The 25,200-nt window shown below is 72.3% G+C and carries 20 protein-coding genes and 2 pseudogenes; 2 read left to right on the top strand and 20 right to left on the bottom strand.

What is annotated here, in order from left to right; translation table 11 throughout:
• Nucleotides 1-75: 75 nt before the first annotated feature.
• The 4 genes from efeB to dnaG all read right to left on the bottom strand — a co-directional run bounded on the left by efeB (nt 76) and on the right by dnaG (nt 5,881).
• Nucleotides 76-1,302: an iron uptake transporter deferrochelatase/peroxidase subunit gene (gene efeB / locus ABD841_RS14925; protein WP_344971722.1), complete on the bottom strand. Its 1,227-nt coding sequence runs from the start codon at nt 1,300-1,302 to the stop codon at nt 76-78.
• Nucleotides 1,303-1,352: 50 nt separating this feature from the next.
• A complete protein-coding gene (gene efeO / locus ABD841_RS14920) occupies nt 1,353-2,537 on the bottom strand; it encodes an iron uptake system protein EfeO (RefSeq protein WP_344971720.1) in 1,185 nt (394 codons plus the stop codon).
• Between the two features lie 204 nt (nt 2,538-2,741).
• Nucleotides 2,742-3,845 (bottom strand): RNA polymerase sigma factor RpoD, encoded by a 1,104-nt coding sequence (gene rpoD / locus ABD841_RS14915; protein WP_344971718.1) that lies wholly within the window; start codon nt 3,843-3,845, stop codon nt 2,742-2,744.
• Between the two features lie 185 nt (nt 3,846-4,030).
• Nucleotides 4,031-5,881, bottom strand: coding sequence for a DNA primase (dnaG, locus tag ABD841_RS14910; RefSeq protein WP_344971716.1), 1,851 nt, complete (start codon nt 5,879-5,881; stop codon nt 4,031-4,033).
• Nucleotides 5,882-6,039: 158 nt separating this feature from the next.
• Between dnaG and ABD841_RS14905 the strand changes: the two genes are divergently transcribed.
• A complete protein-coding gene (locus tag ABD841_RS14905; protein ID WP_344971897.1) occupies nt 6,040-6,939 on the top strand; it encodes a M23 family metallopeptidase in 900 nt (299 codons plus the stop codon).
• 211 nt (nt 6,940-7,150) lie between these two features.
• On the opposite strand, the gene ABD841_RS14900 is transcribed toward ABD841_RS14905, so the two are convergent.
• The 11 genes and pseudogenes from ABD841_RS14900 to ABD841_RS14850 form a co-directional block, all read right to left on the bottom strand.
• A complete protein-coding gene (locus ABD841_RS14900; RefSeq protein ID WP_344971714.1) occupies nt 7,151-8,383 on the bottom strand; it encodes a deoxyguanosinetriphosphate triphosphohydrolase in 1,233 nt (410 codons plus the stop codon).
• Between the two features lie 151 nt (nt 8,384-8,534).
• On the bottom strand, nt 8,535-11,177 hold the full coding sequence (gene ppdK / locus ABD841_RS14895; RefSeq protein ID WP_344971712.1) for a pyruvate, phosphate dikinase: 2,643 nt from the start codon (nt 11,175-11,177) through the stop codon (nt 8,535-8,537).
• Nucleotides 11,178-11,421: 244 nt separating this feature from the next.
• Nucleotides 11,422-12,633, bottom strand: a complete 1,212-nt coding sequence (locus ABD841_RS14890; RefSeq protein ID WP_344971710.1) for a sensor histidine kinase — start codon at nt 12,631-12,633, stop codon at nt 11,422-11,424.
• Nucleotides 12,630-13,301, bottom strand: a complete 672-nt coding sequence (locus tag ABD841_RS14885; protein ID WP_344971708.1) for a response regulator transcription factor — start codon at nt 13,299-13,301, stop codon at nt 12,630-12,632. Before ABD841_RS14885 ends, ABD841_RS14890 begins: the two co-directional genes overlap by 4 nt.
• A 72-nt stretch (nt 13,302-13,373) precedes the next feature.
• A complete protein-coding gene (locus ABD841_RS14880; RefSeq protein WP_344971707.1) occupies nt 13,374-13,571 on the bottom strand; it encodes a hypothetical protein in 198 nt (65 codons plus the stop codon).
• 10 nt (nt 13,572-13,581) lie between these two features.
• Nucleotides 13,582-14,523: a VWA domain-containing protein gene (locus ABD841_RS14875; RefSeq protein ID WP_344971705.1), complete on the bottom strand. Its 942-nt coding sequence runs from the start codon at nt 14,521-14,523 to the stop codon at nt 13,582-13,584.
• A 235-nt stretch (nt 14,524-14,758) separates the two neighbouring features.
• Nucleotides 14,759-15,646 (bottom strand): annotated as a pseudogene (locus tag ABD841_RS14870) (DUF58 domain-containing protein); the annotation flags it as partial.
• Nucleotides 15,646-16,626, bottom strand: a complete 981-nt coding sequence (locus ABD841_RS14865) for an AAA family ATPase (protein WP_344971895.1) — start codon at nt 16,624-16,626, stop codon at nt 15,646-15,648. The gene ABD841_RS14865 and the pseudogene ABD841_RS14870, both read right to left, overlap by 1 nt.
• A gap of 53 nt (nt 16,627-16,679) precedes the next feature.
• A complete protein-coding gene (locus ABD841_RS14860; protein ID WP_344971704.1) occupies nt 16,680-16,859 on the bottom strand; it encodes a hypothetical protein in 180 nt (59 codons plus the stop codon).
• Between the two features lie 321 nt (nt 16,860-17,180).
• Complete coding sequence (locus ABD841_RS14855; protein ID WP_344971702.1) at nt 17,181-18,566, bottom strand: glycine--tRNA ligase; 1,386 nt, start codon at nt 18,564-18,566, stop codon at nt 17,181-17,183.
• A 131-nt stretch (nt 18,567-18,697) separates the two neighbouring features.
• Entirely contained in the window at nt 18,698-18,976 is a 279-nt protein-coding gene (locus ABD841_RS14850) for an antibiotic biosynthesis monooxygenase family protein (RefSeq protein WP_344971700.1), read from the bottom strand.
• Nucleotides 18,977-19,250: 274 nt separating this feature from the next.
• Between ABD841_RS14850 and ABD841_RS14845 the strand changes: the two genes are divergently transcribed.
• Nucleotides 19,251-19,658, top strand: a complete 408-nt coding sequence (locus ABD841_RS14845; protein ID WP_344971698.1) for a DUF6703 family protein — start codon at nt 19,251-19,253, stop codon at nt 19,656-19,658.
• A gap of 274 nt (nt 19,659-19,932) precedes the next feature.
• Here the strand turns inward: ABD841_RS14845 and ABD841_RS14840 are convergent, their stop codons facing one another.
• The 5 genes and pseudogenes from ABD841_RS14840 to ABD841_RS14820 form a co-directional block, all read right to left on the bottom strand.
• The gene (locus tag ABD841_RS14840; protein ID WP_344971696.1) at nt 19,933-21,477 is read right to left on the bottom strand and encodes an aldehyde dehydrogenase family protein; all 1,545 of its coding nucleotides are present in this window, start codon (nt 21,475-21,477) and stop codon (nt 19,933-19,935) included.
• Nucleotides 21,478-21,489: 12 nt separating this feature from the next.
• Nucleotides 21,490-23,220 (bottom strand): glyoxylate carboligase, encoded by a 1,731-nt coding sequence (gene gcl, locus ABD841_RS14835; protein WP_344971694.1) that lies wholly within the window; start codon nt 23,218-23,220, stop codon nt 21,490-21,492.
• Entirely contained in the window at nt 23,217-24,122 is a 906-nt protein-coding gene (locus ABD841_RS14830) for a 2-hydroxy-3-oxopropionate reductase (RefSeq protein WP_344971693.1), read from the bottom strand. The genes gcl and ABD841_RS14830 overlap by 4 nt, the downstream gene beginning before the upstream one ends.
• Entirely contained in the window at nt 24,119-24,904 is a 786-nt protein-coding gene (locus tag ABD841_RS14825) for a hydroxypyruvate isomerase family protein (protein ID WP_344971690.1), read from the bottom strand. Before ABD841_RS14825 ends, ABD841_RS14830 begins: the two co-directional genes overlap by 4 nt.
• Nucleotides 24,901-25,200, bottom strand: a pseudogene (locus ABD841_RS14820) (hypothetical protein); the annotation flags it as partial. The gene ABD841_RS14825 and the pseudogene ABD841_RS14820, both read right to left, overlap by 4 nt.

The following is a 25,200-nucleotide window of genomic DNA, read 5'->3' as shown; positions in this document are numbered from 1 at the left end:
TTTGCCGAAATATGCCCCGAATAGCCGACGGAGGGGTAAGGCCTGCTGAGAGGCGTTCCACCCCCGCCGGGCGGCTCAGGCCCCGGACAGGAGCGCCTCACCCCAGTAGGAGCCCGGACGCACCCCTCCCGGGCAGGCGTAGACGCCGGAGCCGACGTGCTGGATGTACTCGTTGAGCGGATCCTTGGCCGCCAGGGCCCGCTGGATCGGGATGAAACCCTTCTCCAGGTCACGCTGGTAGGCCAGGAAGAACAGGCCCGCGTCCAGGCGCCCCAACCCGTCGGTGCCGTCGGTGAAGGAGTAGCCCCGGCGCAGGATCGTCACCCCGTTCAGGGAGCCCGGGTTGGACAGGCGGACGTGGGAGTCGACCGGGAGCTTGTCCAGCACCACGGGGTCGTGCTCGCGGGTGCCGCCGTAGGGGGCGCCCTCACGCTTGGTGCGGCCGAAGATGTCCTCCTGCTCCTTGAGCGAGGTGCGGTCCCAGGTCTCGATGTGCATGCGGATGCGCCGGGCGACCAGATAGGAGCCGCCGCGCAACCACTCGGGCCCCTCGTCGCCGACCCAGACGTGGGCGTCCAGCTTCTCCCGGTCGGTGGTCGCGATGTTGTTCGTGCCGTCCTTGAAACCCATCAGGTTGCGCGGGGTCTGCGCCTCCGGGGTGGTCGAGGACGTCTTGCCGAACCCGAGCTGCGACCAGCGGACCGAGGCGGTGCCGAAGCCGATGCGCACGAGGTTGCGTACGGCGTGCACCGCGACCTGGGGGTCGTCGGCGCACGCCTGGACGCACACGTCCCCGCCGCTGCGGTCGGGGTCGAGCCTGTCCCCGGGGAAACGGGGCAGGTCCTCGAACCCGTCCGGCCGGGGCAGCTTGAGCCTGTCGAAGAAGGACGGACCGAAGCCGACCGTCAGCGTGAGCCGGGAGGCAGGCAGCCCGATGGCCTCGCCCGTGTCGTCGGGCGGGGCCAGCTCGGCCCCGGTCGCCCCGCGGCCGACCTCCTCCGCGGAGGTCATCCGGACGGCCGCCGCCGTCCAGGCCCGCAGCATCGCCGCCACCCTCTCCGGGGAGTCGGTGCCCAGGTCGAAGGCGGCGAAGTGCAGCCGGTCCTGGACGGGGGTGGCGATGCCGGCCTGGTGGGCACCGTGGAAGGGGATCACCCCGCCCGCGGTGGCGGGGGAGGTCCGGCCGGCCCGCGGTTCCGGCTGGTCCTGGCGTGCCAGGACCGCGCCCGCGGCCGCGGCGGCCCCGGCGCCCACTGCGAGGCCCGCACCGGTCAAGAGCCTGCGCCGGCTCAGCTCGGCCATGTATCCCCCTCGGGAGCTCGGATTCGGGACGTGCGGGAGCGCGAGCCGGGTCAGCCCGCGGCGACGGCGGCCAGACCGGACAGCGGCTCGGCGAGGGCGTTGACGGCGTCGGCGAGCTCCTTGACCTGTTCCTTGGACAGCTCGGTGTAGGAGACGAACCCGTCGCCCTTCTCGTACCTGGCGAGCAGGGCGTTCAGGTCGGCGAACTCGGTGTCGAGGGTGGTGACCAGCGCCGGGTTCTTCTCCATCACGATCGGCGTGAGGAGCTGGTAGACCTTGAACGCGCCGTCGACGTTGGCCTTGAAGTCCCACAGGTCGGTGTGCGAGAACGCCTCCTCCTCGCCGGTCACCTTCCCGGTCGCCACCTCGTCCAGCAGTTCCTTGGCGCCGTTGGCCATGGAGCTGGCGGTGATCTCGGCGGTGGGCAGCCGCTTCTTGAGGTCGTCGAGGTCCTTCAGGAGGACGTCACCGTACCCGGCCTCCTTCTTGACCGTCTCCGGGGCCTTCCACAGGGCCTTCTCCAGGCGGTGCCAGCCGGTCCACTTCTGCCCCTCCTCCAGGTCGGCCTCACGCAGGTCGACCTTGGGGTCGATGTCGCCGAACGCCTCGGCCACCGGCTCGATCCGCTCCCAGCCGACCCGGCTCGGCGCGTAGAGGTCCTTGGCCTTCTTCACGTCGCCCTTCTTGACCGCGGCGACGAAGTCCTCGGTCTTGGCGACGCTCTCGTCGACCTGGGTCGCGACGTAGGCGCGGTACTCGTCGACGGCGCGGGTGACGCGCGGGTCGGTCTGGGCGGCGAGCTCGCCGGAGACCGTGATGTCCTGGCGGATGCCGTCGCCCTCGTGGTTGGGCTTGCAGGCGATCTGGTAGTTACCCGCGGGCAGTTCCACGACCAGGTTCCCGGTGGCGCCGGGAGCGATGTTGGCCCGCTCCCCGACCACCGTCTTGTCGGCGCGGTAGAGGTAGAGCCAGGTGGGCTCCTTGCCGCCGTTCTTGAGCGTGAAGTCGACGACGCCGGCGGGCAGGGCGGTCTTGGCCGCGACACATGTGGTGTCGGTCGCCGCGACGTCGACGGTCTCGGTCACCGCACCGGTCGGGGCGGCCTGGGTGGCGACGGCGGCGCTGCCGCTACCGCTCGACGACCCACCGTCGGCCCCGTCATCGGCCGAGCTGCAGGCGGTGACGGCGAGAGCGAGAGCGCCGCAGGTGGCGAGTGCGCGGATGGTGGGGGACATACATGCTCCTGTGTTGGTTAGGCATCCCTAACTTAGCTTTCCCTGACCTCGGAGCGTCAAGCAGGGTGGCTCTCCGTGAGATGCGGTGGGCGCCGCCGGGCGCCGCCCGGGAACCGTGACGGCGCGGACCCGACAGCCCGGCCGGGAACCACGACAGCGCGGGCCCCGGAAAGGGGATTCCCGGGGCCCGCGCCGTGCGAACGCTCAGTCGAGGTAGTCGCGGAGCATCTGCGCCCTGGTCGGGTGGCGGAGCTTGGCCAGGGTCTTGGACTCGATCTGCCGGATGCGCTCGCGTGTCACGCCGAACTCCCGGCCGACCTCCTCCAGCGTGCGGGGGTGCCCGTCGGCGAGGCCGAAGCGCAGCTGGATGATGCGCTGCTCCCGCTCCGACAGCGTCGCGAGGATGTCGTCGAGCTGGTCCTGCAGCATGATGAAGGCCGCGGCCTCCATGGGCACGACCGCGTCGGCGTCCTCGATGAAGTCGCCGAGGTCGGAGTCTTCCTCGCCGATCGGCGACTGGAGCGAGACCGGCTCCTGGGCGATCCGCTGGATCTCGATCACCCGCTCGATCGGCAGGTCCATCTCCAGCGCGATCTCCTCGGGCGCCGGCTCGCGGCCGAGATCCTGGTGGAGCTGGCGCTGGACCCGGACCAGCTTGTTGATCGTCTCGACCATGTGCACCGGAATGCGAATGGTGCGCGCCTGATCGGCGATGGCCCTGGTGATCGCCTGGCGAATCCACCACGTGGCATAAGTGGAGAACTTGTAGCCCTTCGTGTAGTCGAATTTCTCGACCGCGCGGATGAGCCCCAGGTTGCCCTCCTGGATGAGATCCAGGAACAGCATCCCGCGCCCCACATATCTTTTGGCGATTGACACGACCAGCCGCAGATTGGCCTCGATCAGCCGTTGCTTGGCCCGCGCGCCCTGCCAGACGAGCTCCTTGAACTCCGGGAAGACCATGCGCGACGCGGCGCTGGTCAGCTTGTCCTCGGCGAACAGTCCCGCCTCGATCGACTTGGCGAGCTCCACCTCCTCCTCGGCCGTGAGCAGGGGCACCCGACCGATCTCCCGTAGGTAGATGCGGACGAGATCGCTGGTCGGGGCCCTCTTGCCGACATCCTCCTCATCGACGCGGGCGGGTTCCTCGTCGCTCTGGGGCTCGAGGACCTCCACTCCGTGCTCGGCGAGCATGCGCGCGACGCGTTCGAGCGCGTCGGACGGCAGCTCGGATCTGTCGAGAGCGGCGGCCACGTCGTCGACCGTGACGCTCCCGCGCTCCCTTCCCTTCGCAACGAGGTCGGCCACCTGGTCTACCGATGGCGGCCCACTTGGCAGCACCGATGCACCCACGGGAGACAGTCTGCTGTATTGGGTCCCCTAAATGGCAGACCCATTTTTGTCACCGAAGGTAAGGCCGCGATCATTATCGGATCGAGACCTTATTAGGGTTTAGCGGAATCGACGCCTGGACATTAAGGGGAATTACGCCGTCAGCTCCCGGCGGCGCGTTCCCTGAGCACACGCCGCTGCTGTTCCAGCGCGACCAGTTCGCCGAACAGGCGGTTGTACTCCTGCTGCTCCTCGACGGGGTTGGTCCGCTGCATCCGCGACTTCAGCTGCTCGATGGCCCGCGTCACCGAGATCAGGTCCAGGGCCGCCAGCATGGCCGAGGCGTAGCGCTCCTCGTTCGCCAGGTCCGCCCGGAGCTCCTCCACGGCGAACCGGGTGACCACGCCGCGCAGCGACTCGTCGGCCCCGGCGAGCAGCCGGTCGACCCACTCGCGCCCGCCCTGCCCGGCCGCGGCGGTGCCCCCGGCGTCGACGATCAGCTTGTGGAGCGCGACGTGCTCGGGAAGGGTGAACGCCTCCGCGCCGATCGCCTCGAAGCGCGGCCCGAGCAGAGCGGGACGCTGCACGGCCAGCCGCAGCACCTCGGCCTCGGTGCGGACGCCGGGGTCGGTGAGGTCGGCGACCTTGCGCGGCCCCGCGGGGCGCTGCGGGCGCGACGGGGCCGCGGCGGAGACCTCCGCGATCCGGTCGACGACGAAGCGCTCGTTGTTGAAGCCCAGCCAGCGGTCGAGGTCGACGGCGTACAGCTGGCGCAGGGACCTGTCCTTGATCCCGGCCACGATGGGTGCCGCGGCGTCGAGCGCGGAGAGCCGGCCCTCGTTGGTGCGGACGTCGTAGCGGGAGATCACACTGCGGATGGCGAACGCGAACAGCGGCTCCCGGCCGGCGACGAGGTCGCGCACGGCCGCCTCACCGTGCTTGACCCGCAGATCGCACGGGTCGAGACCGTCCTGCTGCACGGCCACGAAGGTCTGGGTGACGAACTTCTGCTCGTCGGCGAAGGCTCGCAGCGCCGCCTTCTGACCCGCCGCGTCGCCGTCGAAGGTGAAGATCACCTCACCCTGCGACCCCGACTGGTCGAACAGCAGCCGGCGCAGGACCTTGATGTGCTCCTCGCCGAACGCGGTGCCGCAGGTGGCCACGGCCGTCGGCACGCCGGACAGGTGGCAGGCCATCACGTCGGTGTAGCCCTCGACGATCACGGCCTGGGACCGCTTGGAGATCTCGCGCTTGGCCAGGTCGATCCCGTAGAGCACCTCGCTCTTGCGGTAGAGCGGGCTTTCCGGGGTGTTCAGGTATTTGGGCCCGTCTTCGCCGTCGTTCAGTTTCCGGGCGCCGAACCCGATGACGTCGCCGGTGATGTCGCGGATGGGCCAGACCAACCGATTCCGGAACCGGTCGATCGGGCCGCGGCGGCCCTCTTTGGCCAGCCCGCCTTTGATCAGCTCGGCGGCGGTGAACCCGCGGGCCATCAGGTGACGCGAGAGCGCCTCCCACTCGGCCGGGGCGTAGCCCACGCCGAAGTGCTCGGCGTCGACCCGTTCGAAGCCGCGCTCGGACAGGAACCTGCGCCCGGCCGCCGCCTCGGGAGCCGACAGCTTCGCGGCGTAGAACTCCGCCGCCGCCCGGTGCGCCTCGATGAGGCGGCTGCGCTCGCCCTGCTCGCGCCCGGGGACGTAGCCGCCCTGCTCGTAGCGGAGCTGGATGCCCGCGCGGTTGGCCAGGCGCTCGACGGCCTCGGCGAAGGACAGGTGCTCCAGGCGCCGGATGAAGGTGATGACGTCGCCGCCCTCGCCGCACCCGAAGCAGTACCAGTACCCCCGGGCGGGGGTGACGTTGAACGAGGGGCTCTTCTCGTCGTGGAAGGGGCACAGCCCCTTCAGGTTGCCGCCGCCCGCGCCGCGGAGCTGGATGTGCTCGCCCACGATGTCGGCGATCGGCGAGCGCTCTCGTACGAGCGCGATGTCCTCGTCACTGATCCGGCCTGCCACGCCGCGAGTCTAGTCCCGGCCCCCGACAGCTCGGAGCGTGGCTGCGGAGACGGACGTGATAGGAGAAACGACGACTTTTCCGAAGAGGTCATAACCAACCATCAGGTCGGTTACAAAGGTAAAGGCGAATTCTCGATAATCTTACGCAGGTGGAGATCATGCGATCGGGGCACAGAGCACGACTGACCGCCGTGGCAGGCGCGGTGCTCGTCACCGGAGCCTGCGCGTCCCCTGCCGGGGTGATGGGCATCAGCACGGCCCCGCCCGGTCCGGCCGCGGGGGCGCCGGGTGCGGTCACCGCGACGATTCCGGCGGTCTCGGCGACTCCCGCACCGCCGACGGCGGTCGACCGCCCCAAGCCCGACCCGCCGGTGCAGGTCCCGCCGCCGAAGGTTTCCAAGTACACCTACGTCTTCCCGGTCAAGGGCTGCTCGACCAGTTACGAGCGCAGGCTGCTGGTGCTGCCCAAGACGACGATCTGGGCGGCCAAGGGCTGCTCGTTCGTCTCCCCGGTGGACGGCGTGGTCGACGAGGTCAACGTCAAGAACCGGTGGAGGCCGTCCACCGACCGCGGAGCGGACCGCGAGGGCCGCTTCGTCACCGTCATCGGCGACGACGGCGTGCGCTACCTCGGCGGCCACCTGGACACGGTCGCCCTGGGCGTCCGGCCGGGCCTGCGCGTCAAGGCCGGCCAGGTTCTCGGCACGGTCGGCAACTCCGGCAACGCCCGCTCCACCGCCAGCAACCTCTACTTCGCGATCTCCTGGAAGGCCGACCCGTCGCTGTGGTGGGTGCGCCGGGGCATGGTCGAGCCGTGGGACTACCTGGACGCCTGGTTGAAGGGCAACCCCACGTTCTCCCCGCGCGACGAGATGCGGGCCGTGCTGAAGCGGACGGGGGCGGCGCCCCGCTGCGTGACCCTGTGCGCGTCCAAGCCGCAGCCGACCCCGACGCCCACCAGGAGGCCGTCGAAGCCGGAGGAGCCCGAGCAGATCCCGCTGAACCAGACCGAGGTCGCGACCGCCCCCGGCGCCGGTCACCTGTCGGGACGCCGGTGACGGCCGACGGACCACGCGCCGGACGTCCACCGGGATGCCGCCGGTGGACGGCTCGACGGCCGGTCGCCGGGCCGACCACGTCGCCGGGGTGAAAGGCCCGCCGGGACAGCGGCCGGGGAGGCCCCCGCGCCGGCGGCCCGGAGGCCCGCACCGGGTCGGTGCCCCGGAGGGTCCTCCCGCCGTGTCAACGGTCTCCGGGGTTCCCGCCGGGTCAGCGACCCGAGAGGTCCCGGTGCCAGGCGACGGCCGAGGTGTCGGTGAGCGAGGCGATCTGGTCGATGACCACGCGGAGCCGCCCGGCGTCGCCGGCGGCCCGTACGAAGGAGGGACGCAGCGCGGGCTCCAGGGTGGCGGGCGCGCCCAGCATGATCAGGTGAGCCAGGTCGTATATCAGTTCCCGCTGCCTGGCCTGGTTGGCGTGGTGGTCTTCCCTGGTCATCACGTAGTGGGCGGTGACGCCTTTCAGCAGCGCGCACTCCAGCCGGGTGGCCCGGGGCACGACCAGGTCGGCGCTGTAGCGGCCGGTGGCGGGGCCGTACGCCTCCCGGGTGGCGACCTCCGCCGACCGGCAGAAGCGGCCGATGAGCGTGCTGGTGAGTCCCTTGATCGCGGCGAGGCCGGTGAGGGAGCCGTCGAAGTGGCGGGGCCAGAGCGGCTGCGCCGCCAAGCGCCCGAACAGCTCCTCCAGTTCGCCGGGGTCGGCGTCGGGCGCGTACCAGTCGCGGGTGGTGGCGCAGACGTCGCGGCGCTCGACCGGGTCGCGCAGCGCCTCGGGTACGACCTTGCCCGAGTGGAGGGCGTCCTCCAGATCGTGCACCGAGTAGGCGACGTCGTCGGCCCAGTCCATGATCTGGGCCTCGAAGCTGACCCGCCCGTCGGGCGCGCCCGCTCTGATCCACTCAAAGACCGGCAGGTCGTCGGCGTAGACGCAGTACTTGGCGCCCCGCTCCCGGGTCCAGGGGTATTTGACGGCGGCGTCCAGCGACGCGCGGGTGAGGTTGAGCCCGGCGCTCCGGCCGTCCTCGGTGAGGACCTTGGCCTCCAGCCGGGTCAGCAGGCGCAGGCTCTGCGCGTTGCCCTCGAAGCCGCCGCACCCGGCGGCCAGCTCGTTGAGCGCGGTCTCCCCGTTGTGCCCGAACGGCGGGTGCCCGAGATCGTGGGCCAGGCAGGCGGTCTCCACGAGGTCGGGGTCGCGGCCCAGCGCCCCGCCCATCTCCCGGCCGATCTGCGCGCACTCCAGGGAGTGGGTCAACCGGGTGCGGGGAACGTGGTGGCCGCTGTCGAAGGTCTCCCCCGGGCCGACGACCTGGGTCTTGGCGGCGAGCCGCCGCAACCCCGCGCTGTGCAGCACCCGCGCCCGGTCGCGCTCGAACGGGCTCCTCCGCGGGTTGCCGGGCGGTTCCGGCACCCATCTGGCTTGATCGTGCTCGTCATAGCCATGCATAAGTGCCCTGATTTTATCCGCGAAAGGGGCTGACCATGCCGAACGGGAGGGAAACACCTGCTTACCGGGACCGGGCCCTTCGGGGGAGAACCGCGAAGGGCCCGGCCGTCCCGGACCCGGACGGGACGGCCGGCGCACGGGACCCGAAGGGTCAGCGGGTGTCGGAGCCCGCGCAGGTCAGGGCCGCGCGGGCGGCCTCCAGGCGGGCGACCGGGATGCGGAACGGCGAGCAGGAGACGTAGTCGAGGCCGACCTGGTGGCAGAAGTGGACCGAGTCGGGGTCGCCCCCGTGCTCGCCGCAGATGCCGAGCTTGAGGTCGGGGCGGGTCTTGCGGCCCTCCTCCGCCGCGATGGCGACGAGCCTGCCGACGCCGTCGCGGTCCAGAGTCTCGAACGGGGAGACGCCGAAGACGCCCAGTTCCAGGTACCTGGAGAAGAACGCCGCCTCGACGTCGTCGCGGGAGAAGCCCCACGTCATCTGGGTGAGGTCGTTGGTGCCGAAGGAGAAGAACTCGGCGGCCTCGGCGATCTGCCCGGCGGTCAGCGCCGCGCGCGGCACCTCGATCATCGTCCCGACCAGCGCCTCGACCTCGACCTCGGCGAGGATCCGCCGTGCCTCGTCCCTGACGTGCTCCAGCTCCTGGACCGCGCCGACGAGCGGGATCATGATCTCCGCGCGGGTGCCGGGCACGTCCCTGGCGGCCTCGGCGATCGCCCGCACCTGCATGGCGAACAGGCCGGGGATGACCAGGCCGAGCCGTACACCGCGCAGGCCCAGCATGGGGTTCTGCTCGTGGAGCCGCTTGACGGCGGCCAGCAGCTTGCGGTCCTTCTCCTCGGCCACGTCCCCGGCGAGGGCGACCTTCACCGACAGCTCGGTGTAGTCGGGCAGGAACTCGTGGAGCGGCGGGTCGATCAGGCGGATCGTGACGGGCAGGCCCGCCATCGCCTGGAAGATCTCGGTGAAGTCCGCCCGCTGGAGCGGCTCCAGCGCGGCGAGCGCGCGCTCGCGCTCCTCGTCGGAGGTCGCCAGGACCAGGTCCTCGACGAGCTGCCGGCGGTCTCCGAGGAACATGTGCTCGGTGCGGCAGAGCCCGATGCCCTCGGCGCCGAACCGGCGGGCCCGCGCGGCGTCCTCGGCGTTGTCGGCGTTGGCGCGCACCCGCAGCCGCCGCGAGGCGTCGGCGTGGGACATGATGCGGTCCACGGCGCGGACGAGCTCGTCGTCGAGGTCGCCCGTCCCCTCGAAGTACTCCACGACCGGGGAGGGCACCACGGGCACCTCGCCGAGGTAGACCAGGCCGGTGGAGCCGTCGATGGAGATGACGTCGCCCTCGGCGACCACGACCCCGCCGGGCGCGGTGAACCTGCGCTCCCTGGCGGAGACCTCCAGCTCCTCGGCGCCGCACACGCAGGTCTTGCCCATGCCCCGGGCGACCACGGCGGCATGCGAGGTCTTGCCGCCGCGGCTGGTCAGGATGCCCTGGGCGGCGATCATCCCGGCCAGGTCGTCGGGGTTGGTCTCGCGGCGGACCAGGATGACGGCCTCCCCCCGGGCGGCGAGCTCGACGGCCCGCTCGGTGGAGAAGACGGCCTTGCCGACGGCCGCGCCGGGCGAGGCGTTCATGCCCTTGGTGATCGCCTTGCCGCCCGCGTCCTTGGCGAAGCGGGGGAACATGAGCTGGGCGAGCTGGTCGCCGGAGACGCGGGTCACGGCCTCGTCGAGGCTGATCACCCCCTGGTCGACGAGCTGGACGGCGATGCGGAACGCGGCGCCCGCGGTGCGCTTGCCCACGCGGGTCTGGAGCATCCAGAGCTTGCCGCGCTCGACGGTGAACTCGATGTCGCACAGATCGCGGTAGTGGTTCTCCAGCGTCTCCATGACGCGCAGGAGCTCGTCGTAGACGGGTTTGTCGATGCCCTCCAGCTCCTGCAGCGACATGGTGTTGCGGATGCCCGCGACCACGTCCTCACCCTGCGCGTTCTGCAGGTAGTCGCCGTACACGCCCTGGTGCCCGGTGCCCGGGTCACGGGTGAAGGCCACCCCGGTCCCGGAGTCCATGCCGCAGTTGCCGAAGACCATGGAGCAGATGTTGACCGCCGTGCCCAGGTCGGCCGGGATGCGCTCCTGACGGCGGTAGAGGACGGCGCGCGGGGCGTTCCAGGACTCGAAGACGGCCCTGATCGCCATGCGCATCTGCCGGTGGGGGTCGGCGGGGAAGTCCTCGCCCGTCTGGGCGCGGACGATGTCCTTGTACGTGGCGACCAGACGCTGGAAGTCGGCGGCTTCGAGCTCCAGGTCGTTCCGGCCGTCCTTGAGCTCCTCCAGGGCCTCGTCGAACAGCTCCCCGTCGATGCCCTGGACGGTCTTGCCGAACATCTGGATGAGGCGGCGGTAGGAGTCCCAGGCGAAGCGCTCGTTGCCGCTCGCCTGCTTGGCCAGGCCGTGCACGGAGTCGTCGTTGAGACCGATGTTGAGGACGGTGTCCATCATGCCCGGCATCGAGAAGGCGGCCCCGGAGCGCACGCTCACCAGGAGCGGGTCGTCGGCCTGGCCCAGGCGGCGGCCCATCCGGGCCTCCAGCGCGGCCAGGTGCTCGGAGATCTCCTCTTCCAGGCCGTCGGGGAAGGCCGCGTCCTGGAGGAAGCGGCGGCACGCGTCGGTGGTGATGGTGAAGCCGGGGGGCACCGGCAGTCCGAGATTGGTCATCTCGGCGAGGTTGGCCCCCTTACCGCCGAGCAGATCCTTGAGATCTTTGTTGCCCTCGGTGAAGTCGTAAACGTACTTGGGCACGGTTGCTCCTTCTGCGACTTCAAATGACGTCTGGTTCCGCCTCTCTCGGACTCTACCGATAAAAAAGATACCGAAACGGCACACACTTACGGACACCACATCCCAGCAGGTCAGACCCGCCTAACCGGTCTAATCCACTTCAAAAAACCACCAAATCCACCTCCATCTTGATCTGCGTTGGAATTGGTTTATACCAATTGGTGTAAACCAATTGTCTCAGCATTCAAACACGTTCACGCGAGGTTCAGCCCTCGGTCCGGGCCGCGACGGCGAGCGGGTTCAGGCCGGGCGCCTCGCCCTCGGCCCGACCGTCCGGGGACGGCAGCCACAGCACGAACACACTGCCCTCGCCCAGCCGGGAGAACAGCCGCACGTGGCCGCCGTGCGACTCCACGATCTGGCGGACGATCGCCAGACCCAGCCCGGTGTGCCGGTCGCGGCGGCTGGCGTCGCCGCGCCAGAAGCGGTCGAACACCCGCGCGTGGTCGTCCTCCGGCACTCCCGGCCCGGCGTCGCGCACCGCCACCCAGATCCAGCCACCGGTGCGGCCGGCCGCCACGGTGACCTCGCTGCCGCCGGGCGCGAGCCGTACCGCGTTGGAGAGCAGGTTGCCCACGGCCCTGCGCAGGGCGTCGTGGTCCCCCACCCCGCGCAGCCCGGCGGGCAGCGCCCTGCGGATCGTCAGCCCGCGGGCGGCGGCGAGCGCGGCGAACTCCTCCGCGGCCTCGGCGGCCAGCGCCCCCACGTCCACCTCGGCGTCGGCCAGCGCGGGCGCGGAGCGGCGGGCGGTCGCCAGCAGGTCCTCCACCAGACGGGTCATCCGGGTCGTGGCACGGTCCACGATGGCCACCGCGCGCATCCGCTCCGCCTCGGTGCTGTCGGGCGAGGCGAGGACGGCGTCCACGTTGGCCCGGATGATGGCCAGCGGGCTGCGCAGCTCGTGGGAGGCGTCGTCGATGAGCTGCCGCTGGGCGCGGAAGGCGCTCTCCAGGCGGCCCAGCATCATGTCGACGGTGTCGGCCAGGTCGCGCAGCTCGTCCTTGGGCCCGGTCAGCAGGATCCGCCGGGACAGGTCGGTGGCCTGGATCTCGGCCGCGGCCCGGGTGATCGAGCGGACGGGACGCAGCACGCGGCCGGAGAGGATCCAGCCGATGCCGAGGCTGGCCAGGAAGAGCCCGGCCAGGGTCAGGAGCGAGTAGTCGCGCAGGGTCTGCAGGGTGAGCAGGTTGACCGCGTTCTCCACCTCGCCGAGCTCCACCACCGACGCCCTGCCGACGTAGCGCTCGGTGTCGGTGTTGTAGAGCTTGGCCTGCTGGACGGTGTAGGGCCGCTCCTCCACGCTCTTGGCCACCGCGAAGTAGACCACGCCGAGCACCACGGCGGTCAGCAGGAACAGCAGGCCCGAGTACAGGACGGTCAGCCGGAAGCGGATGGTGTGGACGAAGGAGAGCCTCACGCGCCCTCCCGGAGCCGGTAGCCCTTGCCGATCACAGTCTCGATCACACCGTCGAGGCCGATCTTGCGCCGCAGGTTGCCCACCGTCACCCGCACCGTGTTGGTGAAGGGGTCGGCGTGCTCGTCCCAGACATGCTCCAGCAGTTCCTCGGCGGAGACCACGTGTCCCGGACGGGTCATCAGGTAGTGCAGCACGCCGAACTCCTTCGGGGTGAGGCCCAGCGCCCGGCCCCCGGAGTGAGCCTCCACCCGGGAGGTGTCCAGCCTCAGGTCACCCACCTGCAGGATCGCGGTGCCGTTGCCCGGCTCCCTGCGCAGCAACGCGCGCACCCGGGCGAGCAGCTCGGGGAAGGCGAACGGCTTGACCAGGTAGTCGTCGGCCCCCTCGTCCAGCCCGCGGACCCGGTCGTCCAGCCGGTCCCGGGCGGTCACCATGATGATCCGCACGGCCTGGCCCCGGTCGGTGCCCCGCAGCGCGCGGCACAGCTCGAAGCCGTCGCCGCCCGGCAGGTTGAGGTCGAGCAGGACCAGGTCGTAGGAGTTGACCTGGAGCTTCTCACCCGCCTGCGCCACGTCGCAGGCGACGTCCACCGCGTAACCGGCCCGGACGAGCCCCACGCGCAGAGCGTCGACCAGGTCTTCCTCATCCTCGACAACGAGCAGTCGCATGATACGAACCTAGGGTGTGTCCGGCCGGATACGTAGCCGCCATGGCGTTCCCCCGCGCCCCGGCCCGCCGGGCTAGTCGCGGATGATCCGCTCGGCGACGGGCGCCGCGGCCACCAGGACGCGCGCCGCCCCCGCCCTCCTGGCGGGCACCGCCCCGCCCGCCGCGAGGACGGCCGCCTCCGGCGGCGCGGGCGGCGGAGGGCCCGGGGCGAAGTCCGGCCCCGTCGGCCGCCCGAGGCCCGCGGGCCGATGATCGTGCGATGTCACCATGACCGGCTCCTCACGGGATCCTCGAGAACCACAGCAGGGAGGTTCCGGCGGCCACGACGGCGCCGAGCATGCCCAGCCCGACGAACCACGGCCAGACCTCCTGCCGTTCGGTGCGATACCCGACCGAACTGCCGATGTCGTCGTAGACCGCCTGCAGTTCGTCACCGGAGGCCGCCTCGTAGAAGCCGCCGCCGGTGGCCTCGGCCAGCTCGCGCAGGGCCGGGCCGTCCACCGGTACCGGGACCTGCCGGTTGCCCATCCGGATGGTGCCGTCAGGCGTGCCGTACGCGATGGTCGAGACCGGCACCCGCCGGGCGGCCGCCTCCTGCCCGGCCTCCGGCACCGTGCGGCCGACGGTGCTCGACCCGTCGGACAGCAGCACGATGTGGGCCGGCGGCCGGTCCTGCCCGTCGTCCAGGGCGCTGATCGCGTCCAGGGACGAGAAGACCGCCTCGCCGACGGCCGTGCCGGAGTCCGTGGTGAGCCGGCCGAGCGCGGACAGCACCGCCGCCCTGTCGACGGTGGGCGGCACGCTCACCGAGGCCGAGGACGAGAACGCGACCAGGCCGAGGTTGAACCGGGGCGGCAGCCTCTCCACGAACCGCCGCGCGGCCGCCTGCGCCGCCGCGAACCGGTTGGGCGCCACGTCGGTGGCCTCCATCGACGCCGAGACGTCGAACGCGACCATGATCGTCGCTCGCTCCCTCGGGACCCGCACCTCGGCCGTCGGCCGGGCGAACCCGACGACAAGGAGCACCAGCATCCCCATGAACGCCGCGGCGGGCACGTGCCTGCGCCACCCGGGCCCCTTGGGGGCGACCTTGTCCAGCAGGTCCAGGTTGGTGAACCGCACGGCGTACCGGCTGCGGCGCCGGTGCATGACCACGTACAGGACGGCGAGCGCCAGGGCCGGCACCAGCAGCCACAACCAGACCGGTGACAGGAACGTCATGCCGCGTCACCCCCCTCGGACCTCGCGTCCGTCCCGCCGCGCGGCGGGACGGACGCTCCGGCCCCGCGAACCCCGGAACCGCGGGCCCCGGCCCCGCAGGCCCCGGAACCGCGGACCCCGACCGGGCGGGCACCGCCTCCGCGGGCCCCGGCCCGGCGGGCACCGCCCCCGCGGGTGTCCGGGCCGCCGGTACGGCACCGCGGGCACGGCGGCCCCGGGCCGGGCTCCCGGCCCGTGCCAGGCGGCGCTGGAGCATGACGTGGCGGACCAGGTCACGGACCCAGTCACGGTCGGTGTCCAGACGCAGGTGCGCCGCCCCCGCGCGGCGCAGCGCCGCCGCGATGGCCGCCCGCTGGGCCGCCGCGGCCTCGGCGTAGCGCTCCCGGAGGCGGGCACCGGCCGTGGAGACCTCGCGGCGGCGGCCGGTCTCCGGATCGACCAGGGTGAGCACGCCCACGTCGGGCAGGGTCAGCTCCCTGGGGTCGACGATCTCCACCGCGAGAAGCTGGTGGCGCAGCGCGAGGTGGCGCAGCGGCCGCTCCCAGGTCTCCGGCGGGTCGAGGAAGTCGGAGACGACCACCACGAGCCCGCGGCGGCGCACGACCCGGCGGAGGTCGTCGGCGGCCGGGCCGATCCGCCGGCCCGGCTCGCCCGGCTCGGTGCGCGGCAGCGAGAACACGGCGCCGAGCAACGCCATCAGGTGCGGGCGCCCGCTCCTGGCGGGCAGCCTCCGGACGTCGCCGCCGTGCAGGAGGTGCGCCCCGACGCGGTTGCCCGTCCGCTCGGTGAGCAGGCCGACCGCGGCGACGGCGGCGAGCGCGAGCTCCCGCTTCTCCATCAGCCCGGTGCCGAAGTCCATGCTGGCGCTGGCGTCGAGCAGCACCCAGGTCTCCAGCTCCCGGTCGGCGACCATGTCACGCACGTGCGGCTCCACCGCGCGCGCGGTGACGTTCCAGTCCATCCGGCGCACGTCGTCACCCGGCGTGTACGGCCTGGCCTCGGCGAGCTCACTGCCGGGTCCGGGCGTCAGCCCCGGGTGGTCGCCCTGGAGCAGCCCGTCCAGGCGCCGCAGGACCGTCAGTTCCAGCCGCCGCAGCGACCGCTCGGCGAGCAGGTGCCGCATCAGGCCGCCTCCCGCTGTCCGGGCGCGACCCTGGGCGCCGGGACCGCCGCGACGACCCGCGCCACGAGCTGCCGGGGCGAGACGTCGTCGGCCAGCGCGTCGAAGGACAGCACCAGCCGGTGCGCGATCACGTCGGGGGCCAGGTCCGCGACGTCCTCGGGCAGCACGTAGTCGCGTCCGCGCAGCAGCGCCAGCGCGCGGGCGGCGGCGACCAGACCGAGCGTCGCCCGGGGGCTCGCGCCCAGGGAGAGCAGCGGTGCGACGTCGGCGAGACCGTAGCGGGCCGGGTCCCGGGTGGCGTACACCAGCCGGACCGCGTACTCGGCGACGGCGTGGTGGACGAAGACCCCGTCCGCGGCGGCCTGCAGCGCGAGCAGCCGCCGCGCGTCGAGCACCCCCCGGGGCACCGGCCGGTCGACGCTCATCCGGTAGAGGATCGCGAGTTCCTCCGACTCGCTCGGATACCCTACGTCGATCTTCATCAGGAAGCGGTCGCGCTGGGCCTCGGGCAGGTGGTAGACGCCCTCCGACTCGATCGGGTTCTGGGTGGCCAGGACCAGGAACGGAGCCGGCACCGGATGGGTGCGCCCGCCGATGCTCACCTGGCGCTCGGCCATCACCTCCAGCAGCGCCGACTGGACCTTGGCGGGTGCCCGGTTGATCTCGTCGGCGAGCACGAAGTTGGCCATCACCGGGCCCAGCTCGATGTCGAAGCTCTCGGTGGAGGGCCGGTAGATACGGGTGCCGACGACGTCGGCGGGTACCAGGTCCGGGGTGAACTGGATCCGGGCGAACGAGCCGCCCACGACGCCCGCGAGCGTCTCGGCGGCCAGCGTCTTGGCGATGCCCGGCACCCCTTCGAGAAGGCAGTGCCCCCGGGCGAGGACCGCGACGAGCAGGCGCTCCACCATGTGGTCCTGGCCGACGATCACCCGCTTGACCTCGAACAGCGCGCGTCCCAGCACCGCGCTCTCCGGCATCCGCGCGGCCTCGCCGTCCGCGCCGGGCGGGGCGGCCTCCCGCGTGGGCTCGGTCACGGTGCGGTCGCGGGGTTCGGAACGGAGGCGGGGCAGTCGTCGACGAGCAGCCGCAGCTCGATCCCGTCGTCCACGGGCCTCGGCTCGGCGTAGGCGACGCTCCCCGTCATCAGGAAGGCGGCCCCGCCCAGCGCACCGGCCCCGGCGACGACCTTCCAGCGTGATGTGCGCGCCATGTTCTCCCCTTCGTTGAACGGCACGATCACCCTGATGTCATCAAGAACCCCCGAAAAACGGCGTAAGCCTGCTTTTTATCTCTTTTTTCGCCCCAGCTCAGCGGCGGCCGGCGGCAGCGGGCGGCGGCGGGACGGGGCGCCCGGGAAGGGGACGGGGCACCCGGAGAACACGGACCACCCGGAAAAACGACGGGCCCCGGAGACACGGACCACCCGGAAAAACGACGGGCGGCGACCCCGGGGCGGGGGCCGCCGGCCGTCATGAGCCGGACCGGGCCGGGCGCGCCGTCAGCCCGTCGCGGGCCGCCGGCGCGCCGGTCGTCAGTCGTTGAGATGCTGACGCAGGTAGGACTCGACCTGGTCGAGGGCCACGCGCTCCTGGGCCATCGAGTCACGCTCGCGGACGGTCACCGCCTGGTCCTCAAGGGTGTCGAAGTCGACGGTGACACAGAACGGCGTGCCGATCTCGTCCTGGCGGCGGTAACGGCGGCCGATCGCGCCCGCGTCGTCGAACTCGACGTTCCACCGGCGGCGGAGCCGGGCGGCCAGGTCCTTGGCCTTCGGCGAGAGGTCGGCGTTGCGCGAGAGCGGCAGCACCGCGACCTTGACCGGTGCCAGGCGGTGGTCGAGGCGCATGACCGTGCGCTTCTCCATGACGCCCTTGGCGTTGGGCGCCTCGTCCTCGGTGTAGGCGTCGAGCAGGAAGGTGAGCGTGGCCCGGTCGACACCGGCGGCCGGCTCGATCACGTACGGGACGTAGCGCTCGCCGGTGTCCTGCTCGAAGAAGCTCAGGTCGGTGCCGGAGGCCTTGCTGTGCGCGGTCAGGTCGAAGTCGGTGCGGTTGGCGATGCCCTCCAGCTCGCCCCACTCGGTGCCGGTGAAGTTGAAGCGGTACTCGATGTCGACGGTCCGCTTGGAGTAGTGGGACAGCTTCTCCTGCGGGTGCTCGTAGATACGCAGGTTGTCCTTGTTGATGCCGAGGTCGGTGTACCAGCGGAAGCGCTCGTCGATCCAGTACTGGTGCCACTCCTCGTCGGTGCCCGGCTTGACGAAGAACTCCATCTCCATCTGCTCGAACTCGCGGGTGCGGAAGATGAAGTTGCCCGGGGTGATCTCGTTCCGGAACGACTTGCCGATCTGGCCGATGCCGAACGGGATCTTCCTACGCGCCGACTGCTGGACGTTGAGGTAGTTGATGAAGATGCCCTGGGCGGTCTCCGGGCGCAGGTAGGCCAGGCCCGACTCGTCCTCGACCGCGCCGAGGTAGGTCTTGAGCAGGCCGCTGAACTGCTTCGGCTCGGTGAAGGCGCCCTTGGTGCCGCAGTTGGGGCAGGTGACGTCGGCCAGGCCGTTGACGGGGTGCTTCCCGTGTTTTTCGGTGTACGCCTCTTCGAGGTGGTCGGCGCGGAAGCGCTTGTGGCACGACTGGCACTCGGTCAGCGGGTCGGTGAAGGTCTCCACGTGGCCGCTGGCCTGCCACACCTCACGGGCCAGGATGACGCAGGAGTCGAGGCCGACCACGTCGTCGCGGCCCTGCACCACGGCCTTCCACCACTGGCGCTTGACGTTGTTCTTCAGCTCGACACCCAGTGGACCGTAGTCCCACGAGGCGCGCAGGCCGCCGTAGATCTCGCTGGAGGGGTACACAAGCCCGCGCCGCTTGGCGAGGCTGACGATGGTGTCCATGATGTCCGTACGGCGTGCCATAAGAGGGAATCTCCATCCGGCTGGAGGTCGGCGAGGAATTGACTGAGCCTCCAGCTTAGGGGAGCCGAGGGGGCGGGACATGCGCATAAACCATGACGGGGGCTTCGACCCGGCAAAGCTTCCGCAGCGACTCAGGGACGGTCGACGTCCTCGAACGCGCTCGGCTCGTTGATCATCAGGGTCATCAGCGGATACATCGCCATCCGGACCGCGCCCAGAGCCCTGCGGTAGAACCCGGCGCCCTCCCACTCGCTGACCAGCGCCCACAGCTCCGGCTCGTCCACCGACCTCGCCACCCGGCCGCGGACGAACCCCGGCTGCCCGGCGAACGCGTCGACGATCTCGTGCGCCCGGGCCACGAACTCCTCGGCCCGGCCCTGGGGCACCGAGTAACGGATGAGAGCAAGCATCCGCCCAGCATGCCAGAGCGCGCCGCCCACCCGGTCACGGGCCGGGACGGCGGAACCGCGCCCGGCCGGAGGCCGCGAGGGCCACCGGCCCGGAACCGGGACCGCGCCGTGCCGACCGCGCTGCGCGCGTACACCGCCGGGCCCTGTCCGCGGACGGGGAGGCCGTGCACGACGTGAGCATGTTCGAGGGCCGACGCCCGCCGCGCCGCCCGCCGGGGCACGTGGCAGCGGGCGGAACGTGCCCCGGCGGGGGCGGCGGCGTTAGGCTCGGACCGTGGCCGACAAGCGCGGGGAGCGCCCCGCACACCCGCTGGCACAGAACCGCCCCCGGCAGGGCGGCCGCCCCCGGCAGGGCAGGCGCCCGCTCCCGCCTGGCGAGCAGTTCTTCACCCCGGGCGCGACCGGGCTGCGGCAGAAGGCCGAGCGGCGCAGCGCGGCCCCGCTCGTCTTCCTGTTCCAGCTGCCCCGGTGGATCACCCCGGCGGTGCTGGTGGCGCTGCTGCTCGCCGCCTTCGCGGTGCCGTCCTTCTGGGGCGGCCTCGCGGTGCTCCCGGTGCTCGTGTTCGTGAGCTGGCTGGCCTACATGTCGTGGCCGTCGCTGGGTGCCGGGGGCCGCGTCATGCGCGTGGCCCTGCTGGTCTTCCTGGTCCTGCTCGCGGCCGACCGCTTCGGCGCCTTCTGACCACCGCGGCGCCCCACCCCGCACGGGACCGCCCACGGCACCCGGCCTCGGCGCGGAACCGCCCACGGCAGCGGCCCCGCACGGGACCGCCCACGGCGCCCCACCTCACACGGAACCGCCCACGGCAGCGGCCCCGGCGCGACGGCCGCCCCCGGCCGGACCGGTCCGCCCCCGCCGGGGCCGGGTCTCCCCGCCGGGGTGGGGTGTGTCACTCCGGAAACGGGTCCTCGCGGCCCCGTGCGGTCGCCCCCCGGCCAAGGGCCGCGAGGCCGCCTCAGCCGGAGGCGGGCAGGAGCGTGTACCCGGGGAAGTTGCCCGGCAGGCGCTCCCCCTCCGGGCCCTGGGTGACGGCTCGCACGAGCAGTTCGCCACCGACGAAGGCGCCCCGCCACGAGGCGCCCAGACCGCCGAACAGCTCCTCGCGGTCGCCGCGCGAGCGGGGCGCGTTGACGCCCACCTTGAAGGCCCGCACCTCGGCCGCCAGCCGCCTGGCCGTCTCCTCCTCGTCACAGGAGATGGTGGCGACCAGGGCGCCGTTGCTGGCGTTCATCGCGGCCAGCAGCTCGGCCTCGGTGTCGACCGGCACGATGGTGTCGACGGGTCCGAACGGCTCGGCGTGGAAGAGCGGGGACGAACGGGGCGGGGCGAGGACGGCGACCGGGGCCATGTAGGCGGAGGTGTCCTGCCCGGGCAGGAAGCGGCCGTCGCCGAGGGAGCCCCGGTACAGGGGGATGCCCCCCTTGGCCACCGCGTCGTCCACCTGGTCGGCCAGCTCCTTGACCTTGGCGTTGGTGATCAGGGGGCCGAAGTCGAGGTCCGGCGGCTCCTCGTCGGGCGCCTCGACGGCCAGCGGGTGGCCGAAGCGCACCGAGCGGATCGCCGGCAGGTAGGCGTCCAGGAACTCGTGGAACAGCGATCGCTGCACCACGAAGCGCGGGTAGGCCGTGCAGCGCTGCTTGGCGTAGTCGAAGGTCTTGCGGATCTGCCCGGACAGCCGCTCCCAGTCGCCGTACTCCCACACGCCCCAGCAGTTGAGGCCCTCCTGCTCCAGGACGTGCCGGCGGCCGAGGTCGGCGAGTGAGGTGGCCACCTGGCCGCCGGCGTCGCGCCCGCCGACGAAGGAGACGCAGCCCAGCTCCCTGCCGCGGACCAGCGCCGGGGAGAGCTCCGCCCCGGAGCCGCTGACCAGGGTGACGGGCAGCCCTTCCCGGGCGGCCAGCGCGGTCGCCAGGGTGAGGCAGGACAGCCCGCCGTCCGTGGGGGCCTTGGCGATGACCGCGTTGCCCGCGAGGACCTGCACGAGCATGGCGTGCATCAGCACGCTCATCGGGTAGTTCCAGCTGGCGATGTTGCTGACCGGCCCGCTCAGGGGGGTGCGGCCCTCGGTCATCCGGCCGATCTCGGCGACGTACCAGTGCACCCCCTCGACGCACCGGTCGACGTCGGCCGCCGCCAGCTTCCACGGCTTGCCGATCTCCCAGACCAGCAGCAGGGTCAGCAGGTCGCGGTGGGCGGTCATCGCCTCCAGCGCCGCCGTGACGCGGGCCCTGCGCTCGGCGAGCGGCACGTGGCGCCAGAGGCGGTGCTCGTCGAGGCTCGCCCGTACCGCGCGGAAGGCGGCGCTCCGGTCGAGCCGGGGCGGCCCGGCGATGGCGGTGCCGTCCACCGGCGAGACGTCGGGGGCCGGGCGGCCGTCGCGCTGCCAGAACCCGCCCCAGCGGTTGAGCACCCGGTCGTCGTGGAAGGCCTCCGGCGCGACGGACACGCACCGGCCGTAGGCGTCGGGCCAGGAGGTCCCGGGCTTGAGGATGAGCGGCATCGGTTGTCCCCCTCAGTCGGACCAGTCGATGGCCAGGGCGAGCTCCTGCCGGGGCAGCGGCTCGAATTCCTTGATCGCGTCGAGGGAGGCCCCCATGGCCGCGTTGGCCTCGCGCTCGACCATCACCTCGACGAGCACGGGCAGCCGCTCGCGCTCGGACTCGGCCGTGGCCCAGGCCAGCGCGTCGGCGATGTCGCCGGGCACCTCGACCCGCCGGGCCGGGCAGCCGAACGCCTCCATGAGTTTGACGTGGTCGATCCCGCCCTCGCCGTAGTGGAGGTCGACCGCGTAGTTCATGTCGTACGGGATCTCGGCCTGGCGGATCAGCCCGAGGTACTCGTTGTTGATCATGACGATGACGAAGGGGATGCGGTACTGCGCGGCGACCGCGATCTCCTCCATGAGGAACTGGAAGGAGTAGTCGCCCGCGACGGCGACCACCTGGCGCTCGGGGTGGGCGCACTTGACGCCCATCGCGGCGGGCACCTCCCAGCCCAGCGGCCCGGCCTGCCCGCAGACGAGGTAGCGCCGCGGCAGGAAGGTCTTCTGGAACTGCCCCGACCAGATCTGGTAGAGGCCGATCGCGGTGACGAACGTCGTATCGGGCCCGTAGAAGTCGTTGATCTCCCGGAAGACCCGGGGCGGTTTGATCGGCACGTCGTCGAAGTCGTCGCGCCGCAGCAGCGTACGGCGCAGCTCGGCGATCCGCGCGGGCCACCGCCCGGGATGGCGGGCCTTGGTGCGGCGGGCCGCCTCCCCGGCCATCGCCGCCAGGGCGGGCCGGGCGTGTCCGACCACCCCCAGGTCGGGTTCGAAGACCTTGCCGATCTGGGTGGGCTCGATGTCGACGTGGATGAACCTGCGGCCCCGCCGGTAGGTCTCCAGGTCGCCGGTGTGCCGGTCGCCGAACCGGGCGCCGACCGCCAGCACCAGGTCGCTCTCCAGCAGTGCCGCGTTACCCCAGCGGGTCTGCGTCTGGATGCCCGCCATTCCGGCGAAGAGGGGGTGGTCCTCGGGGAACGCGCCCTTGCCCATCAGCGTCACCTGGACGGGGACCTGCAGGTGCTCGGCGAGCTCGCGCAGTTCGGCGTGGGCGTCGGCGATGACGACCCCGCCACCGGCCAGGATGAGCGGCCTGCGGGCCCCCATGAGCATGTCGACCGCCGCCCGGACGGCCGGGGCCGCGGGCGGGGTGACCTCCACGGGGAGCGGGGCGTCGATCTCCGGGTCGTACAGGCAGGTGCCGCGCTGCACGTCGAGCGGGAGGTCGATCAGGACGGGGCCCGGCCGCCCGGACCGGGCGATCCGGAACGCCTCGCGGAACACCCAGGGGGCCTGGGCCGGCTCCTTGAGCTGGACCGCCCACTTGGTGACCGGCTTGGCGATCTCCACGATGTCGACCGCCTGGAACGCCTCCTGGTGAAGCTTGGCGCGGGGCGCCTGCCCGGTGACGCAGATGATCGGGATGGAGTCGGCGAGCGCGGTGTAGAGGCCGGTGATCATGTTGGTGCCGGCCGGGCCCGAGGTGCCGATGCAGACGCCGACGTTGCCCGTGACCCGGGCCCAGCCGTCGGCGGCGTGCGTGCCGCCCTCCTCGTGGCGGACCGTGATGTGGCGTATGCCGCTGTGCCGGAGCGCCGCGTAGAGCGGGAGGATCGCCGCGCCCGGGATGCCGAAGACGGTGTCGACGCCTTCGGACTCCAGGACGGCGACGACGGCCTCCATGCAGGGGATCCGCTTCATCCGTTGAGCCTTTCGATCACCTTGAGCAGGGCGGAGTGGTCGAGCGAGCCGTGCCCCTGGGCGCGGGCCGCGGCGATGAGCTGGGCGACCAGCCCGGTGAGCGGCAGTGAGACTCCCGCCTCCCGGGCCGCGGCGGTCGCGATGCCCATGTCCTTGTGGTGCAGGTCGATGCGGAACCCCGGCGCGAACTCGCGCTTGATCATGGAGTGCCGCTTGAGGTCGAGGATCCGGGAGCCCGCCAGGCCGCCGGCCAGCACGTCGAGCCCGGCGGCCGGGTCCACCCCCGAGGCCTCCAGCAGCACGATCGCCTCGGCGACCAGGCCGTAGATGCCCCCGACGACGAGCTGGTTGGCGGCCTTGACGGTCTGGCCGGCCCCGGCGGGCCCGACGTGCACGATCGTCGTGCCGACGACCCCCAGCAGCGGGCGCACCGCGGCGACGTCGTCGGGGTGCCCGCCGACCATGATCGAGAGGGTGCCGTCGACCGCGCCGCGCTCGCCGCCGCTCACCGGGGCGTCCAGCGCTCTGACGCCCTTGACGGCGGCGGCCTGCGCGACCCGGCGGGAGGTCTCCGGCCGCACCGTGCTCATGTCGATGTGGATCAGCCCCGGCCTGGCCTGCTGGAGCAGGCCGTCGTCGCCGAAGACGACCTCCTCCACCTGGGGCGAGTCGGGCAGCATGGTGATCACGACCTCCGCCTGGGCGACGGCCTCCGCCACGCTGCCCGCGGCCTTGCCCCCGGCCACGGCGAGCGCGTCCACGCGCTCGGGACTCACGTCGTGACCGACGACGGTGTGCCCGGCCCGGACCAGGTTGGCGGCCATCGGGCTGCCCATGATCCCCAACCCGATGAATCCGATGTTCATCCGCGGCTCCCTGCTCCCCACGCTCGTCTCGCTCATGCGTTCCTCCACCCGAAGCTGTCCGCGCTGGGACCCGAGGGGCGGTACTCGAGCCCGACGTGGCCGCGGTATCCCGAGGCGGCCAGGCGGTCGAAGATCTGGTCGTACGGCATGGAGCCGGTGCCCGGCGCGCCCCGGCCGGGGTCGTCGGCGATCTGCACGTGGCCGAAGCGGGAAGCGCCCGCGTCGATGAGGGCGAGGACGTCCTCCCCCATGCGGTGCAGGTGGTAGAGGTCCGCGAGGAAGGCCACGTTGGCGGCGTCCACCCGGTCGATCACCTCGAAGGCGGCGGCGGAGGACGTGATCGGGTAGTCGGGGCTCTCGTAGGAGTTGAGCGCCTCGACCACGACGGTGGCGCCGACGCCGGCCGCCGCCGTCGCCGCCCGTGAGAGGTTGGCCAGCGCCAGGTCGCGCTGGGCCTCCGGGGAGAGCCCGGGCACCCGGTTGCCGTACAGGGCGTTGAGCACCCGGCAGCCGAGCGATCCGGCCAGGCCCACCGCGACGTCGACGTTGGCCTGGAACCGGGCCGAGCCGTCGGGCCGGGAGAGCAGGCCCCGCTCGCCCGCCGCCATGTCCCCGGCGTCGAAGTTGAGGCCGACCAGGCGCACCCCGGCGTCCTCGATCGCCCGCCGCAGGTCCTCGAGGTCGCGGTCGGGCGGGCTGGGGCCGTCGAAGGGCCACCACAGCTCGACCGCGTCGAAGCCCGCCTTGGCCGCGGCGGCGGGGCGCTCCAGCAGCGGCAGCTCGGTGAAGAGGATGGAGAGGTTGACGTCGAACTTCACGGCGCCTCCCCGGCCCGCGCGCCCCCGGCCGCGCCCACCGGCGCGCCCCCGGGCACGGCGGTCTCGGGATCCGCGCCCACCGGCGCGCCCCCGGGCACGGCGGCCCCCGGTCCCGCGCTCGCCCGCGCGTCACCGGCCGCGCCCGCCGGCGCGGCTCCGCCCGCCGGCGTGCCGAGGGCGGCCAGCGCCGACCGCATCAGGCGGGCGGTCTCGCTGGGAGTCTTGCCGACGCGGACGCCCGCCTTCTCCAGGGCCTCCTTCTTGGCCTGGGCGGTGCCGGCCGAGCCGGACACGAT

This window comes from Streptosporangium fragile (assembly GCF_039534445.1).
In the GTDB taxonomy this organism is placed as follows: Bacteria; Actinomycetota; Actinomycetes; order Streptosporangiales; family Streptosporangiaceae; genus Streptosporangium; species Streptosporangium fragile.
This window is presented reverse-complemented; position numbering and strand designations above follow the sequence as displayed.

What these genes read in the sequence shown, in the direction of transcription:
- efeB (WP_344971722.1), bottom strand. Translation starts at nt 1,302, where the DNA reads ATGGCCGAGCTGAGCCGGCGCAGGCTCTTGACCGGTGCGGGCCTCGCA.
- efeO (WP_344971720.1), bottom strand. Translation starts at nt 2,537, where the DNA reads ATGTCCCCCACCATCCGCGCACTCGCCACCTGCGGCGCTCTCGCTCTC.
- ABD841_RS14905 (WP_344971897.1), top strand. Translation starts at nt 6,040, where the DNA reads ATGCGATCGGGGCACAGAGCACGACTGACCGCCGTGGCAGGCGCGGTG.
- ABD841_RS14900 (WP_344971714.1), bottom strand. Translation starts at nt 8,383, where the DNA reads ATGCATGGCTATGACGAGCACGATCAAGCCAGATGGGTGCCGGAACCG.
- ABD841_RS14885 (WP_344971708.1), bottom strand. Translation starts at nt 13,301, where the DNA reads ATGCGACTGCTCGTTGTCGAGGATGAGGAAGACCTGGTCGACGCTCTG.
- ABD841_RS14880 (WP_344971707.1), bottom strand. Translation starts at nt 13,571, where the DNA reads ATGGTGACATCGCACGATCATCGGCCCGCGGGCCTCGGGCGGCCGACG.
- ABD841_RS14875 (WP_344971705.1), bottom strand. Translation starts at nt 14,523, where the DNA reads ATGACGTTCCTGTCACCGGTCTGGTTGTGGCTGCTGGTGCCGGCCCTG.
- ABD841_RS14865 (WP_344971895.1), bottom strand. Translation starts at nt 16,626, where the DNA reads ATGCCGGAGAGCGCGGTGCTGGGACGCGCGCTGTTCGAGGTCAAGCGG.
- ABD841_RS14860 (WP_344971704.1), bottom strand. Translation starts at nt 16,859, where the DNA reads ATGGCGCGCACATCACGCTGGAAGGTCGTCGCCGGGGCCGGTGCGCTG.
- ABD841_RS14855 (WP_344971702.1), bottom strand. Translation starts at nt 18,566, where the DNA reads ATGGCACGCCGTACGGACATCATGGACACCATCGTCAGCCTCGCCAAG.
- ABD841_RS14850 (WP_344971700.1), bottom strand. Translation starts at nt 18,976, where the DNA reads ATGCTTGCTCTCATCCGTTACTCGGTGCCCCAGGGCCGGGCCGAGGAG.
- ABD841_RS14840 (WP_344971696.1), bottom strand. Translation starts at nt 21,477, where the DNA reads ATGCCGCTCATCCTCAAGCCCGGGACCTCCTGGCCCGACGCCTACGGC.
- gcl (WP_344971694.1), bottom strand. Translation starts at nt 23,220, where the DNA reads ATGAAGCGGATCCCCTGCATGGAGGCCGTCGTCGCCGTCCTGGAGTCC.
- ABD841_RS14830 (WP_344971693.1), bottom strand. Translation starts at nt 24,122, where the DNA reads ATGAGCGAGACGAGCGTGGGGAGCAGGGAGCCGCGGATGAACATCGGA.